The organism is Rahnella sp. PCH160 (assembly GCF_047784855.1).
In the GTDB taxonomy this organism is placed as follows: Bacteria; Pseudomonadota; Gammaproteobacteria; order Enterobacterales; family Enterobacteriaceae; genus Rahnella.
Genome location: NZ_JBLOGT010000001.1, coordinates 179,224 through 194,431, shown reverse-complemented (window position 1 = coordinate 194,431; position 15,208 = coordinate 179,224). Strand labels below are relative to the sequence as shown.

At 55.9% G+C, this 15,208-nt stretch carries 13 protein-coding genes; 4 read left to right on the top strand and 9 right to left on the bottom strand.

What is annotated here, in order from left to right; genetic code table 11:
- Positions 1-47: 47 nt before the first annotated feature.
- The 3 genes from panD to panB form a co-directional block, all read right to left on the bottom strand.
- Positions 48-428 (bottom strand): aspartate 1-decarboxylase, encoded by a 381-nt coding sequence (gene panD, locus ACM5QY_RS00900; RefSeq protein WP_101075221.1) that lies wholly within the window; start codon positions 426-428, stop codon positions 48-50.
- Positions 429-534: 106 nt separating this feature from the next.
- Positions 535-1,389 carry a pantoate--beta-alanine ligase gene (gene panC, locus ACM5QY_RS00895; protein ID WP_416118838.1) on the bottom strand — a complete coding sequence of 285 codons (855 nt, stop codon included), beginning with the start codon at positions 1,387-1,389 and terminating at the stop codon, positions 535-537.
- A gap of 14 nt (positions 1,390-1,403) precedes the next feature.
- Positions 1,404-2,198, bottom strand: a complete 795-nt coding sequence (gene panB / locus ACM5QY_RS00890; RefSeq protein WP_416118837.1) for a 3-methyl-2-oxobutanoate hydroxymethyltransferase — start codon at positions 2,196-2,198, stop codon at positions 1,404-1,406.
- Between the two features lie 157 nt (positions 2,199-2,355).
- Between panB and qseB the strand changes: the two genes are divergently transcribed.
- Positions 2,356-3,033 carry a quorum sensing response regulator transcription factor QseB gene (gene qseB / locus ACM5QY_RS00885; RefSeq protein WP_416118836.1) on the top strand — a complete coding sequence of 226 codons (678 nt, stop codon included), beginning with the start codon at positions 2,356-2,358 and terminating at the stop codon, positions 3,031-3,033.
- 5 nt (positions 3,034-3,038) lie between these two features.
- On the top strand, positions 3,039-4,397 hold the full coding sequence (gene qseC / locus ACM5QY_RS00880) for a quorum sensing histidine kinase QseC (RefSeq protein WP_416122795.1): 1,359 nt from the start codon (positions 3,039-3,041) through the stop codon (positions 4,395-4,397).
- A gap of 5 nt (positions 4,398-4,402) precedes the next feature.
- Here the strand turns inward: qseC and folK are convergent, their stop codons facing one another.
- From folK to thpR, 6 genes are all read right to left on the bottom strand, one after another.
- Positions 4,403-4,882 carry a 2-amino-4-hydroxy-6-hydroxymethyldihydropteridine diphosphokinase gene (gene folK / locus ACM5QY_RS00875; protein ID WP_416118835.1) on the bottom strand — a complete coding sequence of 160 codons (480 nt, stop codon included), beginning with the start codon at positions 4,880-4,882 and terminating at the stop codon, positions 4,403-4,405.
- On the bottom strand, positions 4,879-6,204 hold the full coding sequence (gene pcnB / locus ACM5QY_RS00870) for a polynucleotide adenylyltransferase PcnB (RefSeq protein WP_416122794.1): 1,326 nt from the start codon (positions 6,202-6,204) through the stop codon (positions 4,879-4,881). Before pcnB ends, folK begins: the two co-directional genes overlap by 4 nt.
- Positions 6,205-6,729: 525 nt before the next feature.
- Complete coding sequence (gene gluQRS / locus ACM5QY_RS00865) at positions 6,730-7,596, bottom strand: tRNA glutamyl-Q(34) synthetase GluQRS (RefSeq protein ID WP_416118834.1); 867 nt, start codon at positions 7,594-7,596, stop codon at positions 6,730-6,732.
- Positions 7,597-7,656: 60 nt separating this feature from the next.
- Positions 7,657-8,112 carry an RNA polymerase-binding protein DksA gene (gene dksA, locus ACM5QY_RS00860; RefSeq protein WP_095924702.1) on the bottom strand — a complete coding sequence of 152 codons (456 nt, stop codon included), beginning with the start codon at positions 8,110-8,112 and terminating at the stop codon, positions 7,657-7,659.
- Positions 8,113-8,356: 244 nt separating this feature from the next.
- Positions 8,357-9,076: a DNA/RNA nuclease SfsA gene (gene sfsA / locus ACM5QY_RS00855; protein ID WP_416118833.1), complete on the bottom strand. Its 720-nt coding sequence runs from the start codon at positions 9,074-9,076 to the stop codon at positions 8,357-8,359.
- A gap of 23 nt (positions 9,077-9,099) precedes the next feature.
- On the bottom strand, positions 9,100-9,642 hold the full coding sequence (gene thpR, locus ACM5QY_RS00850) for an RNA 2',3'-cyclic phosphodiesterase (RefSeq protein WP_416118832.1): 543 nt from the start codon (positions 9,640-9,642) through the stop codon (positions 9,100-9,102).
- A gap of 93 nt (positions 9,643-9,735) precedes the next feature.
- Here thpR and hrpB point away from each other — a divergent pair, with 93 nt between their 5' ends.
- Positions 9,736-12,180 carry an ATP-dependent helicase HrpB gene (gene hrpB, locus ACM5QY_RS00845; protein ID WP_416118831.1) on the top strand — a complete coding sequence of 815 codons (2,445 nt, stop codon included), beginning with the start codon at positions 9,736-9,738 and terminating at the stop codon, positions 12,178-12,180.
- Between the two features lie 214 nt (positions 12,181-12,394).
- A complete protein-coding gene (mrcB, locus tag ACM5QY_RS00840) occupies positions 12,395-15,022 on the top strand; it encodes a bifunctional glycosyl transferase/transpeptidase (protein WP_416118830.1) in 2,628 nt (875 codons plus the stop codon).
- Positions 15,023-15,208 lie beyond the last annotated feature (186 nt).

The following is a 15,208-nucleotide window of genomic DNA, read 5'->3' as shown; positions in this document are numbered from 1 at the left end:
TGAAAAACGGGGCAATCCATGCCCCGTTTTTTTTGCCAGATTCGGGCTCAAGCCACCTGAACCGGCACGGCTTTCGCGGTGCGTTTCAGCTGGTTTTCACCTTCAAAATAAGCCACTTTCGGTTTGTGCTGGCGGGCATCAGCGTCAGACATCTGCACGTAAGAGCAGATGATCAGCAGATCGCCGACACAGGCGCAGCGCGCTGCCGCGCCGTTAACCGAAATAATACGCGAACCGCGTTCCGCCGCGATGGCGTAAGTTGAGAAACGCTGACCGTTATCAACGTTATAAATATCAATCGCTTCGTACTCTAAAATGCCTGAAGCATCGAGAAAGTCCTGGTCGATGGCGCAGGAACCTTCGTAGTGCAAATCTGCCTGAGTCACGTGAACCCGGTGCAGTTTGCCTTGCAGCATAGTGCGGATCATCACATATACCTTACTTGCGTAAAAAATCAGGGAACCCGCCGGGCGGAGATAATAAAATTCCGATATTTCCGGCGGCCAACATAGTTGCCGATTTGGGCTGCGCTGTCTACTGCGTCAGATCAACCTCTTGATTATCAATCAGCCGGGCTTTCCCTAACCATGCCGCCATCAGGATCACCGCAGACGTGCTGTCGACGGACAATTCCTGTAAAGTTTTGGCATCACGAATAAACAATTCATCTGGCGTAAATCTGGCTTCACGCAGCTGTTGCGCGGTTTCCTGCAACATCTCTTCAACGTGACGCTCGCCCTGGCTCAGACGCTCCGCCAGAGAATTCATGATCTTGTTCAGCAGTGGCGCTATTTTACGCTCTTCGGAGGTCAGATAACCATTGCGCGAACTCAGCGCCAGACCGTCTTTGGCGCGCACAATCGGTACGCCAATAATTTCAATGTCATAGCCCATGTCTTCCACCATCGTGCGCAGCAGCGCCAGTTGCTGGAAATCTTTCTGACCGAAACAGGCCACCTGCGGCTGCACCAGATTGAACAATTTGCTGACAATCGTCGATACGCCACGGAAATGCCCCGGACGGCTCGCGCCTTCCAGAATGGTGGAAATCACCGGCACATCGACCTGCGTTTGCGTCGTCAGGCCTTTCGGATAAATCTCCGCCGGAGACGGGGCAAACACCAGATCCACGCCGCGTTTGTTCAGCTTTTCACAGTCTTCCTGCAAGGTGCGCGGGTAACGTTCGAGATCGTCCGGGCGTTCGAACTGCATCGGATTCACAAAAATACTGACCACCACCACGTCGCCGCGCGCTTTCGCTTCATCCACCAGTGTCATGTGGCCTTCGTGCAAATTCCCCATGGTCGGCACCAGGGCAATACGTTTGTTATTCTTGCGGAAATCGCGGATTTCGCGACGCAGCAGCGCCACGCTGTCAATTATCAGCACACTTCTTCTCCCGATTATTTAAAGGAATGCTCTTCGCCCGGATACACGCCCTGTGCGACCTGATCGATATACAAACGCACTGCGCTGCGCATATCACCCGCTTCGGCCAGGAAGTCTTTGGCGAATTTTGGTGTATGGCCGCCGGTAATACCGAACGCGTCATGCATCACCAGAATCTGTCCGTCGGTCACGTTACCGGCACCAATGCCGATCACCGGAATGGTCAGTTCTTCGGTCACGCGGCGCGCCAGTTCCACCGGCACACATTCCAGCACCAGCAACTGCGCACCGGCTTCTTCGAGCATCAGTGCATCTTTGATCAGCTGGTTAGCGGCTACTTCATCACGCCCCTGCACTTTGTAGCCACCAAAAATGTTCACGGACTGCGGCGTCAGGCCGAGATGGCCGCAGACCGGCACGGCGCGCTCGGTCAGCATTCTGACGGTATCGTACAGCCAGCTGCCGCCTTCGAGTTTCACCATATTGCCACCGGCACGCATCAGGATTGCCGCGCTTTCAAACGCCTGCTCCGGGGTGGCGTAACTCATGAACGGCAGGTCAGCCAGCAATAAGGCCTGAGGCGCACCACGGCGCACGCAGCGCGTATGGTAAGCAATTTCTTCAACCGTCACTGGCAGGGTGGAATCCTGCCCCTGAACGACCATCCCGAGTGAATCACCAATCAGCATAACGGTGATACCCTGCTCAGCAAACAGCTGTGCAAAGCTGGCGTCATAGGCGGTAATGGTCGCAAATTTGTGTTTTTCCTGCTTCCATTGGCGAAGCTGGCTCAGCGTTGTTGGTTTCATGAACACTTTCCTTTGAACAATTCATCGGATGAATATGATGCCCATATTCTACTGTATGAGCCGAAATGCAGACAGCAAGATCAGCAACGACTCCATGATCCCGATCTTAAGAAGTGATTAAGAAGCTTCGCCTATAATGAAAAAAACGGAGGGAACCATGCGAATTTTATTGGTTGAAGACGACAAAATGATTGGCGACGGCATCAAAGCCGGGCTGACAAAACTGGGATTTACGCTCGACTGGTTTACCGACGGGCTGACCGGCAAAGCCGCACTCGACAGTGCGCCGTACGATGCGGTGATCCTCGATTTAAGCCTGCCGGGAATGGACGGCATGGATCTGCTGCGCGAATGGCGCAAGGCCGGTCGCGACACGCCGGTGCTGATCCTCACGGCGCGCGATGCGCTTGAACAGCGTGTCGGCGGGTTGCAGGCCGGGGCGGATGATTATCTGTGCAAGCCGTTTGCGCTGGTGGAAGTGGCCGCGCGTTTGCAGGCGCTGATCCGCCGTCGTCATGGCGTGGTGACACCGAAAGTGACGCACGGCGCGGTGGAATTCGACCCCGCCGCCCGCAGCGTCACGCTTAACGGCGAAACCGTAACGCTCACGCCGCGTGAAGTGGCGGTGCTGGAACTGTTTCTCAATAACAAAGGCCGCGTACTGGCGCGCACGCTGATTCAGGAAAAACTGTACAGCTGGGACGACGAGGTCAGCAGCAACGCGGTTGAGGTCCATATCCATCATCTTCGCAGCAAACTCGGCAAAAGTTTTATCCGCACCGTTCACGGCGTGGGTTATACGCTGGGCGATGTGCCGTCCGGGGAGAACGCGTGAAGGAGCTGAAAAACCTGAGTCTGCGCCTCCGGCTGATCCTGCTGTTTACCGTGCTGGCGCTGATGACGTGGCTGATCGCCAGCGGCGTGGCGTGGCATCAGACCCGTAAACACATCAATGAAGTGTTTGATACGCAACAGATGTTGTTCGCTAAACGTCTGGCCGCCACCGGGCTGGGCGACCGGCTGAATATGCAAAAAGACGCTGAGTTGCCGGACACCAAAAAGATGGTGCGCAAAGGCTCGCGCGGCCATACCGATGACGATGCGCTGACGTTTGCTATTTTTAATCAGCATGGCGACATGCTGCTCAACGACGGCGAAAACGGCAAACGCATCCGCTTTGACGGCAACACGCAGGGCTTTAAAGATGAGGAACTGAAGGGCGACCACGATGACTGGCGTATGGTCTGGCTGACCTCGCCGGACGGGCAATACCGTGTGGCCGTCGGGCAGGAATACGATTACCGCAACGATATGGCCTGGAGTTTAGTCAGCGGGCAACTGACGCCCTGGCTGGCCTCGTTGCCGGTGTTGCTGCTGGCGCTGATTGTGATGGTGACGCTGGAGCTTCGTCCGCTGCGCCGCGTGGCGGAAGGGCTGCGTCAGCGATCGCCGGAAGATGCGACGCCGATTGTCACCGATCGTCTTCCCGGTGAAGTGTTGCCGCTGGCGAACGCGCTGAATTCTTTGTTCGACCGTACCAGTGAAATGCTGGTTCGCGAACGCCGGTTTACCTCCGATGCGGCGCATGAGTTACGCAGCCCGCTGGCCGCATTACGCGTGCAAACCGAAGTGGTGCAGCTTTCCGGTGACGACGCCGAAATGCGCGAACATGCGCTGGAAAATCTGACCACCAGTATCGATCGCGCCACGCGGCTGGTGGATCAGCTGCTGACGCTTTCGCGGCTGGAAAGTTTTTCGGCACCGGAAGAACTGGAGGTTATCGACTGGCCTTCGCTGCTGGCACAAAATCTGGCCGAACAGGATTATCGCGCGCACAGCAAAGGTATCGAATTACGTTTTGAAGAGCAGGGCACGCCGCCGCCAATGCGCGGGCAATCGCTTTTACTTTCGCTGATGGTGAGAAACTTGCTGGATAACGCGATTCGCTATTCTCCGGCGGAAACCACCGTGTCGGTGACGCTGAATGTGCAGGGATTAACGGTCGAGGATCAGGGGCCGGGGATCACGGAAGAACATCTTGCGCGTCTGGGCGAACGTTTTTACCGGCCACCGGGTCAGGAGCAAACTGGCAGCGGCCTGGGGATTTCGATCGTACAGAGGATCGCACAGTTACATCAGTTGCGTGTGGTTTACCGGAACAGGGCTGAAGGGGGAGTGGAAGTGCGGGTAAGCCGCTGAGCGACTTACCATTTGGTCAGGTCATTAAGCGGTACGCGTGCCAGTACATTTTGCAGCGTTTCGCCATCCGGGAACACCAGCCCCGGCGCCAGATCCGCCAGCGGATACAGCATAAACTCGCGGTTCTTCATGTCGTAATGTGGCACGGTCAGACGCTCAGTGCTGATCACCCGATCGCCATAAATCAGCATATCAAGATCCAATGTCCGCGGGCCCCAGCGTTCGGCTTTGCGGACACGTCCCTGATTTTGCTCGATGGCCTGAGTGCAATCGAGCAATTGTTCCGGTGGCAACAGTGTATCGAGCGCCACGACGGCGTTCAGATAATCGGGTTGATCCTGCGGCCCCAGCGGTTTACTGCGGTAAAACGGTGACGCGGCGACAAAACGGGTGCGCGGCAAATGTGCCAGCGCCTCCAGCGCGCAATTTACCTGGTCAATAGGACGGGCAAGATTACTGCCCAGAGCCAGGTAAACGCGGATCATTGACCGCCATCCTTGCGCGGAGCCCGTTTGCGGGGACGGCGGGTACGCGCCCGGCGTGCCGGGACAGCATCATCACCCAGCGTACCGAGCATGGTTTTCTGCGAGGCCGGCGTGGCTTCCTGGAATTCTCCCCACCACTGCGCCAGACTTTGCAGTTCGCGATGTTGTTCAACTTCAGCACGCAGAACCAGTAAATCGTAAGCGGCGCGGAACTTAGGATGTTCCATCAGCTTATGTGCACGTTTGCCCTGACGGCGCGACAGACGTAACTGCAATGCCCAGATATCACGCACCAGCGTGGTAATCCGTTTCGGGATCGCCAGCGTGCGACATTGTTCATCAAGCACATCGTTCATGGCCAGCGCGAAGGCGTCGTAATACGTCAGACCGCCTTCCTGCGCCAGTTTCTGCGCATGTTCAATCACCGGATACCACAACATAGCCGCGAACAGGAACGCCGGATTGACGCGCTGATCGTTTTGCAAACGGTAGTCGGTATTTTTCAGAACCTGCGACAGAATGTGTTCCATCGGGCTGTCGCCTTGCTCAGTAAACTGGCGGGCAATCAGCGGGAACAACGGCTGGAACAGCTGGTATTCGCAAAGCTTTTTATAGGTCTCATAACCGTAACCGGCCTGCAAAAGCTTCAACGACTCTTCAAACAGACGCGCTGGCGGAATTTCCTGTAACAGGGTCGCCAGACGTGGGATTGGCTCGGCAGTTTCCGGGCTGATTTTCATGTCCAGTTTCGCCGCGAAACGCACTGCGCGCAGCATACGCACCGGATCTTCACGGTATCGGGTTTCCGGATCACCAATCAGGCGGATAATGCCATTTTCCAGATCACGCAGGCCGCCGGTGTAATCGCGAACCGTGAAATCGGCAACGCCGTAGTACAGGCTGTTGATGGTGAAGTCGCGGCGCTGGGCGTCGTCTTCAATCGTGCCGAAGATATTGTCGCGCAGCAGCATACCGTTCTGGGCCTGCTGTGAAACGTTTTTATCGTCGGTTTCTTCGTACTGTTCGTGATGACCACGGAACGTGGCGACCTCGATGATTTCCGGGCCAAACATGACGTGTGCCAGACGGAAACGGCGGCCAACCAGACGGCAGTTACGGAAAAGCTTCCGCACCTGGTCGGGGGTCGCGTTGGTCGTGATATCGAAATCTTTTGGCTTTTTATCCAGCAGCAAATCGCGCACGCCACCGCCCACCAGGAAGGCTTCATAGCCAGACTTATTCAGGCGGTACAGGACTTTCAGGGCGTTTTCGCTGATATCGCGACGGGAAATATTGTGCTCATCGCGGGGAATAATGGTGATTGCACGGGTTTCGCCCGCGTAATCGAATGACGGACGCGGTTTCTGAACGTGTTCAGCACGCGGAGCGCGTTGTTCATTGCGTTCACCCCGGTTGTCATTACGCTCACCGCGATTGTCGTTACGTTCGCCACGCGGCTGATAAGGCGTTGAGCGACGGTTGTTGTTGTTACGACGGTCGCCCCGGTTTGCGTTGTCTTCCCGACGGCCACGATTTTCGCGGCGTTGCTCGTTGTCACGACGTTCAGGATTGTTTGCTTTCACAGTGTTTTCAGCCACAGGAGACGGATCGCGACGGGAATTGTCCTCGCGATTAGCTTCTCCATGAAGTGTGGCTTCGTCATGAAGAGCCTTTTCTTCACGAACGACTTTATCTTCACGGACCAGCACCTTACGGCAAAAATTGGCTACTCGGGTAAAAATGGTACACCTCGATAGTGACTGAAAAAATTGGCGTGACGCAAAAACAGCGGCTAATCATAGCTCACGATCGCCATTTTGAGAATGCCGATGTCAGTTCAGCGGTGATTAAGCGCCCTGACGCGGTATCTCAGAGGGCGTCCAGTGCGTTGTCGCCCAGCGTAATAATAAAGGCAAAGTGTAATCCTGCCAGTTTTCCGGCAGCGTTTGGCCTAAAAATTTCAGTGCGTTAATGATAACCGGCCGCGGATCGCCTTCAGGCAGCGCCGGTGCGTGATTCTGTTTGGATAGCTTGTCGCCATTTTCATTGCGTGCCAGTGGCAAATGCAGATATCCCGGTTGCGGATAGCCCAGATGTTGGTAAAGCGAAATCTGGCGTACGGTCGGCTCGATGAGATCGGCTCCGCGCACAATATGATTTACGCCCTGAAAATGGTCATCGATGACCACCGCCAGATTATAGGCAAACAGCCCGTCGCGGCGGCGGATAATAAAATCTTCTTCAGCCAGATGTTTGTCGGCCTGCAAGTGCCCCTGAAAATCGTCATCAAAACCGTAAACCGGTAATGTCTGATGCAGACGAATTGCCGCATTTTCTGCGCCTGAATTCAGGTTCCGGCAGTGACCGTCGTAAACGCCGCCGGTTTGCGCAATGCGCTGACGTGTGCAGGTGCAGTAATAGCTTTTGCGTTGCTGATACAGCCAGTCCAGCACTTCGCGGTAGGCGTCATGACGTTTGGATTGCCAGACGACGTCGCCGTCCCATTCCAGACCATAGCGTTCGAGCGTGGTCAGAATCCGGTCAGCAGAACCGGGAATTTCACGCGGCGGATCGATATCGTCAATGCGTACCCGCCATTGACCGTCTTGTGAACGGGCATGCAGATAACTGCCGAGTGCGGCAATCAGCGAACCAAAATGGAGGTCACCGGAAGGTGAAGGCGCGAAACGGCCTGTGTATTGATTTTGTGGCATAAGAATGGGCGTGCTTTTAAAGGGAACGCGGTGCATGACGCACCGCGTGGAACCCGGGACTTAGCCAGCCATCTGCTTTTCGCGGATTTCAGCCAGAGTCTTACAGTCGATACACAAGTCAGCGGTCGGACGAGCTTCAAGACGGCGGATGCCGATCTCAACGCCACAGGAATCGCAATAACCGAAATCCTCGTCTTCCACTTTTTTCAGTGTTTTTTCAATCTTTTTGATCAGCTTACGTTCACGGTCACGGTTACGCAGTTCGAGGCTGAATTCTTCTTCCTGAGCGGCACGGTCAACCGGATCAGGGAAGTTTGCAGCTTCATCCTGCATGTGTGTAACGGTACGATCTACTTCATCCCTGAGCTGATTGCGCCATGCTTCAAGAATTTTTTTGAAGTGAGCCAGCTGAGCGTCGTTCATGTACTCTTCGCCCGGCTTCTCTTGATACGGCTGCACCCCAGCGATAGCGAGAATGCTCAAGGACGACGTCTTACGGGTTTGGCCTTCTTGCATGATGCTTCTCCTACATAACACGCACTATGTTCATCCACCTTAATGTTTACAGATTTTCTGCAAATAAAAGGTTTCGAACATTTCGATCCCCAACGGGGGAAAAAATCAGGCCGCTATAAATAACAGAAGGCAACGAAGTTGGCAATTATTCCTGACAGGTGCTTGACAAGCCTGTGAGGAAAAGCGTATTCGCGACCTGTATTTATGCCGCCGACGGCTAATAACAGGGTTATCCGAACTGGGTTTATCCGTTTAGCGATTTCGTGACCAGCGGTAATCGTTCTGTGAGGCGGATACCCTCAGCAGAAAGTGCGGCACCGTAGCACATCACTTCTACACCTTTTTTCTGAACCTGCGTCAGCAATTCTGTGTAACGGGGATCAATATGGTGTGCAGCAGACACGCTTTCAATGCCTGAATGTAAAACAGCGAAGAAAAGTACCGCTCGCTGCCCCTGTTCTGCCATCGACTGTAACTCGCGTAAATGCTTCTGGCCGCGCAGTGTGACTGCATCCGGGAAGAATCCCTGACCTTCGTGCAGTAACGTGACAGATTTCACTTCAATATAGCAGTCAGGCTGGTTTTCTGCCTGTAACATCAAGTCTATACGGCTATTTTCGGTGCCGTATTTTACTTCCGCTGATAAATTACTGTAACCGGATAATTCCGGTATGCGCTGAGCTTCTATTGCTTCGCGCACCAGCTGATTTGCCCGCAGCGTATTCACGCAAATCCAGTGATGCTGCTGCGTTTCGGTCAGTTCCCAACTGTGGGCATATTTACGTTTCGCGTTGTCCGAGGTGGAATACCAGACGGTATCGCCCGGCGTGGCGCAGCCGGTCATAGCGCCGGTGTTGGCGCAGTGCAGCGTGAGTTCCCGGCCATCGGGGGTGATGACGTCGGCCAGAAAACGTTTGTAACGTTTGATCAGGGTAGCGGGTTGAAGCGCTGGCTCGAAATGCATGAGAGTTTCCGTATAAAAGAGGTTCAGGTGGCCGGAATATCAGCCAGAGGCCAGCTTTGCAGGCAGCGGTAACGGGTTCGCCCGCTTTCGTAAGTCGATTCGTACAGACTGAATTCTTCGGCGTCCAGTTGCCAGTTCGGTGTAGCGGGTGGAATGGCCACCGGGCGCGTGGCGTTGCGGTACAACGACACGTGCGGATGAAACGGCTGTGTACTTTGATGGCAGCCGTTGCGGGCGGCGTGAGAACGCAGCACGGAAGCCAGTTGCAGCAGCCCATTGGGCGCGCGCTTCGTGCCAATCCACACCACGCCGGAGCCCGGCCAGTGGCCGATATCATCCAGATAAAGGCTGAATTTCTGCGTCTCCAGGCGTCCGGCAACGCGGGTCAGCGCGTCCGTTTTGAGTTCACTGATTTCGCCCAGAAACGCCAGCGTAATGTGCAGGTTCGCCGCCGTGACGGGGCGGCCGGTGTCTTGCGGAAAATTCTCGGCACGCCATTTAATCACCTGCTTCTGTAACTTTGCAGGTAACGCTAAGGCGAAAAACAGGCGGCGCTCGACAGACATATTCATTCCTGGTTTAAAAAATCACGACATACCGGATCTGGCGCTAAATGCTACAATGCCCGCCGTTTAAAGTTAACTCTCCTGGAGCATTCATTGTCTTCTTTGCCGGTCAGCGCCGTACTTGAACCGCTTTTAGCCGCTCTTAAGCAGGCACCGCAAGTGTTACTGCTCGCGCCTACCGGTGCCGGTAAATCGACCTGGCTGCCGTTGCAGTTGCTCAAACAGGGCAATCTGGCGGGGAAAATACTCTTGCTGGAACCGCGTCGTCTGGCGGCAAAAAATGTCGCTTTCCGCCTTGCGCAGCAACTGGGGGAAACGCCGGGGCAAACCGTCGGTTACCGTATGCGCGCGGAAAGCAAAACCAGCGCGGCGACGCGGCTTGAAGTGGTGACTGAAGGCATTCTCACCCGCATGGTGCAGGCGGATCCTGAACTGACCGGCGTTTCGCTGGTGATCCTCGATGAATTCCATGAGCGCAGTTTGCAGGCAGATCTGGCGCTGGCGCTGCTGCTCGACGTACAAAATGCGCTGCGCGATGATCTGAAACTGCTGATCATGTCCGCGACGCTCGATAATCTGCGTTTATCGCCGCTGCTGCCTGACGCGCCGGTGATCGTCTCCGAAGGCCGTAGTTTTCCGGTTGACCGGCAGTATCTTTCCCTCGCCACCCACGAACGGCTGGACGAAGGTGTAGCCCGCGTGGTCAGCCGCCTGATGAGTGAAAATCATGGCTCGATGCTGCTGTTTTTACCCGGCGTTTCTGAAATTACCCGCGTACAAAATCTGCTGTCGGGTCGTGTGGCAGACGATGTCGATCTCTGCCCGTTGTACGGCGCGCTGTCTTTAGAACAGCAGCAAAAAGCCATTCAGCCGTCACCCGCCGGGCGTCGCAAAATCGTGCTGGCGACCAATATTGCGGAAACCAGTCTGACCATTGAAGGCATCCGGCTGGTGGTCGACAGCGGTCTGGAACGCAGTGCACAGTTTGACCCGCGCAGCGGCCTGACGCGGCTCGTCACGCAGCGCATCAGTCAGGCGTCCATGACCCAGCGTGCAGGCCGTGCCGGGCGTCTGGAGCCGGGATTGTGCTGGCATCTGTTCAGCAAAGAGCAGGCGGAACGCGCCAGTGCGCAGGCCGAAGCGGAAATCCTGCAAAGCGATCTGAGCAGTTTCTGGCTGGAACTGTTGCAGTGGGGCTGTCAGGATCCGGCGCAGCTTCAGTGGCTGGATATACCGCCAATTGCGGCGCTGTCGGCGGCAAAACACCTTTTACATCAGCTCGGCGCGACCGACGCGCAGGGCAAACTTACCGCCGCCGGGCAGCGCATGGCGCAACTCGGTTGCGAGCCCCGTCTGGCGGCGATGTTGATTTCTGCGGCGCAGCAAAGCCCGGACGCGCTGGCCACGGCGGCGCTGCTGGCGGCCATGCTTGAAGAACCGCCACGTGGCGGATTGCCGGATATTGATTACTGGTTCAGCCGTCCGCAGGGCAACTGGCAGCGTCGCGCAAAACAGCTGGTACAGCGCACCGGTGGTAAAAGCGGTGATGCCGATGCCTCTCTCGCGCCTTGGCTGCTGGCGCAGGCTTTCAGCGACCGTATTGCCCAGCGGCGCGGCGAGGATGGCCGTTATCTGCTGGCGAACGGGCTGGGCGCGTCTTTGCCGCAGGACGACGGATTAACCCGTGCACCGTGGCTGGTCGCGCCGCAATTATTGCAGGGCAACAACAGCCCGGATGCCCGCATTTTGCTGGCGATTTCGCTGGATATCACCCAACTGCCCGCGCGGTTGCCGGGTGTTGTGAAAGAACAGACGGCAGTCGAATGGGATGAAGAAAAAGGTACGCTGCGCGCGTGGCGGCGCTGGCAAATCGGGCGTCTGGTGCTGAAAGCGAATCCGCTGGCGAAACCGGAAGATGCCGATCTGCAACAGGCGCTGATTGACTGGATCCGCTCGCAGGGTTTGCAGGCGCTCACCTGGTCGGTCGCGGCGGAACAACTGCGTCTGCGACTGACCTGCGCGGCAAAATGGCTGCCGGAAGCCAACTGGCCAGCGATGGACGACGAGACTTTACTCGACGGGCTGGAAAGCTGGTTACAGCCTTCTTTACAGGGCGTGCGTTCGTTAAAATCACTGCAACAGGTTGATTTACATGATGCCTTATTAAGACTTTGTGACTGGCAACAGCGTCAGCGTCTGGACGCCGCTTTACCGACGCATTACACCGTCCCGACTGGCAGTCGTCTGCCGATCCGCTATCATGCAGACCAGCCACCGGCGCTTTCGGTGCGGATGCAGGAAATGTTTGGCGAGGAACGCAGCCCGTTAGTGGCCGAAGGGCGTGTAAACGTGGTGCTGGAATTACTGTCTCCGGCGCAGCGGCCATTGCAAATCACCGCCGACCTCGCGGCGTTCTGGCAGGGCTCGTACCGTGAAGTGCAGAAAGAAATGAAAGGGCGTTACCCGAAACATCCGTGGCCGGATAACCCGGCGGAGGCCGCGCCGACACGGCGAACCAAGAAGTACTCCGCGCAATAAGCGTGGTGACGAAATTGTTTAAGAAAGGCCGCTTTTTTTCAGACCTTTCTTCTGGAAGTTAACCAAAGCGGGGCACAGAGTAAGCGCCTTGCTGCCCGCGTTGCGGGATAAAAAAGTATCCGTTTGAATCGACTATGAAAATGACTCCGCTAAACAGAATCATTATGCAGAATAACTTTATGACGAACACAGCAGTACGTGGGGAGAATGACTGATGTCTGGCGATGATCGCGAGCCAATTGGCCGTAAAGGTAAACCCGCCGGGCGCAAGCCTGCGCGGACTCGTCCGGTTCGCCGCAGCCGTCGGGATGACGATTACGACGAATACGAAGAAGAGGAACTCGATGACGAGTATGAGGATGACGATGATTACGAAGAAGAACGGGGATCGCGCATGAGCCGCAAAGCACCGCCGCGCAAAGCGAAAAAAGGCGGCAAGAAGAGCCTCAAACGCCGTATTTTCTGGCTGCTGGTCAAGCTGTTCATCGTCTTTGCCATTCTGTTAGGCATTTACGCGGTCTATCTGAACCGTGAAATCCACAGCCGCATCGACGGCGGTAAAGTCTGGCAGTTACCGGCGGCGGTTTATGGCCGTCAGGTCAACCTTGAGCCGGATATGGCCATCAGTAAAGCCGAAATGGTCGGGTTGCTCGAAGGCACACAGTATCGCGAAGTAACGCGTATTACGCGTCCGGGTGAATTTACGGTTCGCGCGAACACGATTGATTTGCTGCGCCGTCCGTTTGATTTCCCGGAAGGCAAAGAAGGACAGGTCAATGCCCGTCTGGTCTTTGACGGCAACAGCCTGTCAGAAATTAAAAACCTGGATAATCAGCGTGATTTCGGGTTGTTCCGCCTGGATCCGCGTCTGATCACCATGTTGCAGGCGTCGAATGCTAACGGCGAACAGCGTCTGTTCGTCCCACGTTCAGGTTTCCCGGATTTGCTGGTGGATACTTTGCTGGCAACGGAAGACCGCCACTTCTATGAGCACGACGGGATTAACTTCTATTCCATCGGCCGCGCGGTGATAGCCAACCTGACGGCCGGTCACGCGGTGCAGGGCGGTTCTACACTGACCCAGCAGTTGGTCAAAAACCTGTTCCTGACCAACGAACGCTCGCTGAGCCGTAAGGCGCGTGAAGCGGTGATGGCGGTGCTGCTCGACGCCGATTACAGCAAGGATCGTATCCTTGAGCTGTATCTGAACGAAGTCTATCTCGGCCAGAGCGGATCCGATCAGATCCGCGGATTCCCGCTGGCGAGCCTGTATTACTTTGGTCGTCCGGTGAACGAACTGAGCCTCGATCAGCAGGCATTGCTGGTCGGTATGGTGAAAGGTGCGTCGCTGTATAACCCGTGGCGTAATCCGGCAATGGCGCTGCAACGCCGTAATCTGGTGCTGCGTTTGCTGGTCGATCAGAAAGTTATCGATCAGGAACTGTATGACATGCTGAGTGCGCGTCCGCTGGGCGTGCAACCAAAAGGCGGGGTGATTTCACCGCAGCCTGCGTTCATGCAGATGGTGCGTCAGGACTTGCAGGCCAAGCTTGGCGATAAAGTGCAGGACATGTCCGGGGTGAAAATTTTCACCACGCTGGATCCGATTTCTCAGGATGCGGCGGAAAAAGCGGTGGAAGAAGGCATTCCGTTGCTGCGTAAGAAAAGCGGCCTGAACGACATCGAAACCGCGATGGTGGTGGTTGACCGTTATACCGGCGAAGTGCGGGCGATGGTCGGCGGTGCGGATACGCAGTTTGCCGGTTTCAACCGCGCCATGCAGGCACGCCGTCAGGTGGGGTCTCTGGCGAAACCGGCGACCTATCTGACTGCGCTTTCGCAGCCGGATAAATACCGTCTGAACACCATCCTTGCCGACCAGCCGCTGAACCTGAAACTGGCGAACGGCCAGATCTGGTCACCGAAAAACGATGACCATCAGTTCCGCGGGCAGGTTCTGCTGGTGGATGCGCTGGCGCGTTCGATGAACGTTCCGACCGTAAACCTCGGTATGGCGGTGGGCCTCGACAACATCACCAAAACGCTGATTGATTTGGGGATCCCGAAAGAATCCCTGAACCAGACGCCGTCGATGTTGCTCGGTGCAATCGCGCTGACGCCGATGGAAGTGGCGCAGGAATACCAGACCATTGCCAGCGGCGGTAACAAAGCGCCACTGTCGGCGGTGCGTTCGGTGATTGCGGAAGACGGCACGGTCTTGTACCAGAGTTTCCCGCAGGCAGTACGTGTGATCCCTTCTCAGGCGGCTTATCTGACATTGTACGCCATGCAGCAGGTGGTTCAGGAAGGGACATCGCGCGCGCTGGCGAACAAATTCCCGAAACTGCATCTGGCCGCGAAAACCGGGACATCGAACGAACTGCGTGACAGCTGGTTTGCCGGTATCGACGGCAATCAGGTGGCAATCACCTGGGTTGGCCGCGATAACAACGGCCCGTCTAAGCTGTGGGGTTCTACCGGTGCGCTGGTGCTGTATGGCCGTTATCTGGAAAACGGCACGCCTCAGCCGCTGGATCTGCAAATGCCGGAAGGTATCAGCACGATGAATATCGACGGCGCGGGTAACTTTGTTTGTGGCGGCGGCGGCATGTTGGGCGGTGGCGCGGCGCGTTCGATTCCGGTGTGGACGGATTCACCGGAGGCCATGTGCCAGGCTTCTGCGTCTGCCGTTCAGCAGCAGCAACAACAGCAGCAGATTCAGCAGCAGCAACAGCAGCAACAACAACAGCCTCAGGGCCAGCAACCTCAGGCGCAGGATGAGAAGAAAGACAGCAACGGTGTTGCAGGTTGGATCAAGGACATGTTTGGTTCCGGCCAGTAACAAATTGTTGATTTCAGAAACATTTAAGGGCGCGATGCGAATCGCGCCCTTTTTAATTGTTATTCCTAACTCAAATTTCCCCGTCGCGTTTTACATTCCCGCCAGGTCTTTCACAACTATATCCGTTTAATTCTTAAGCGTTTTTACCCATGCTTAACATGGGGATACTTTTTATTCATTCAGCCA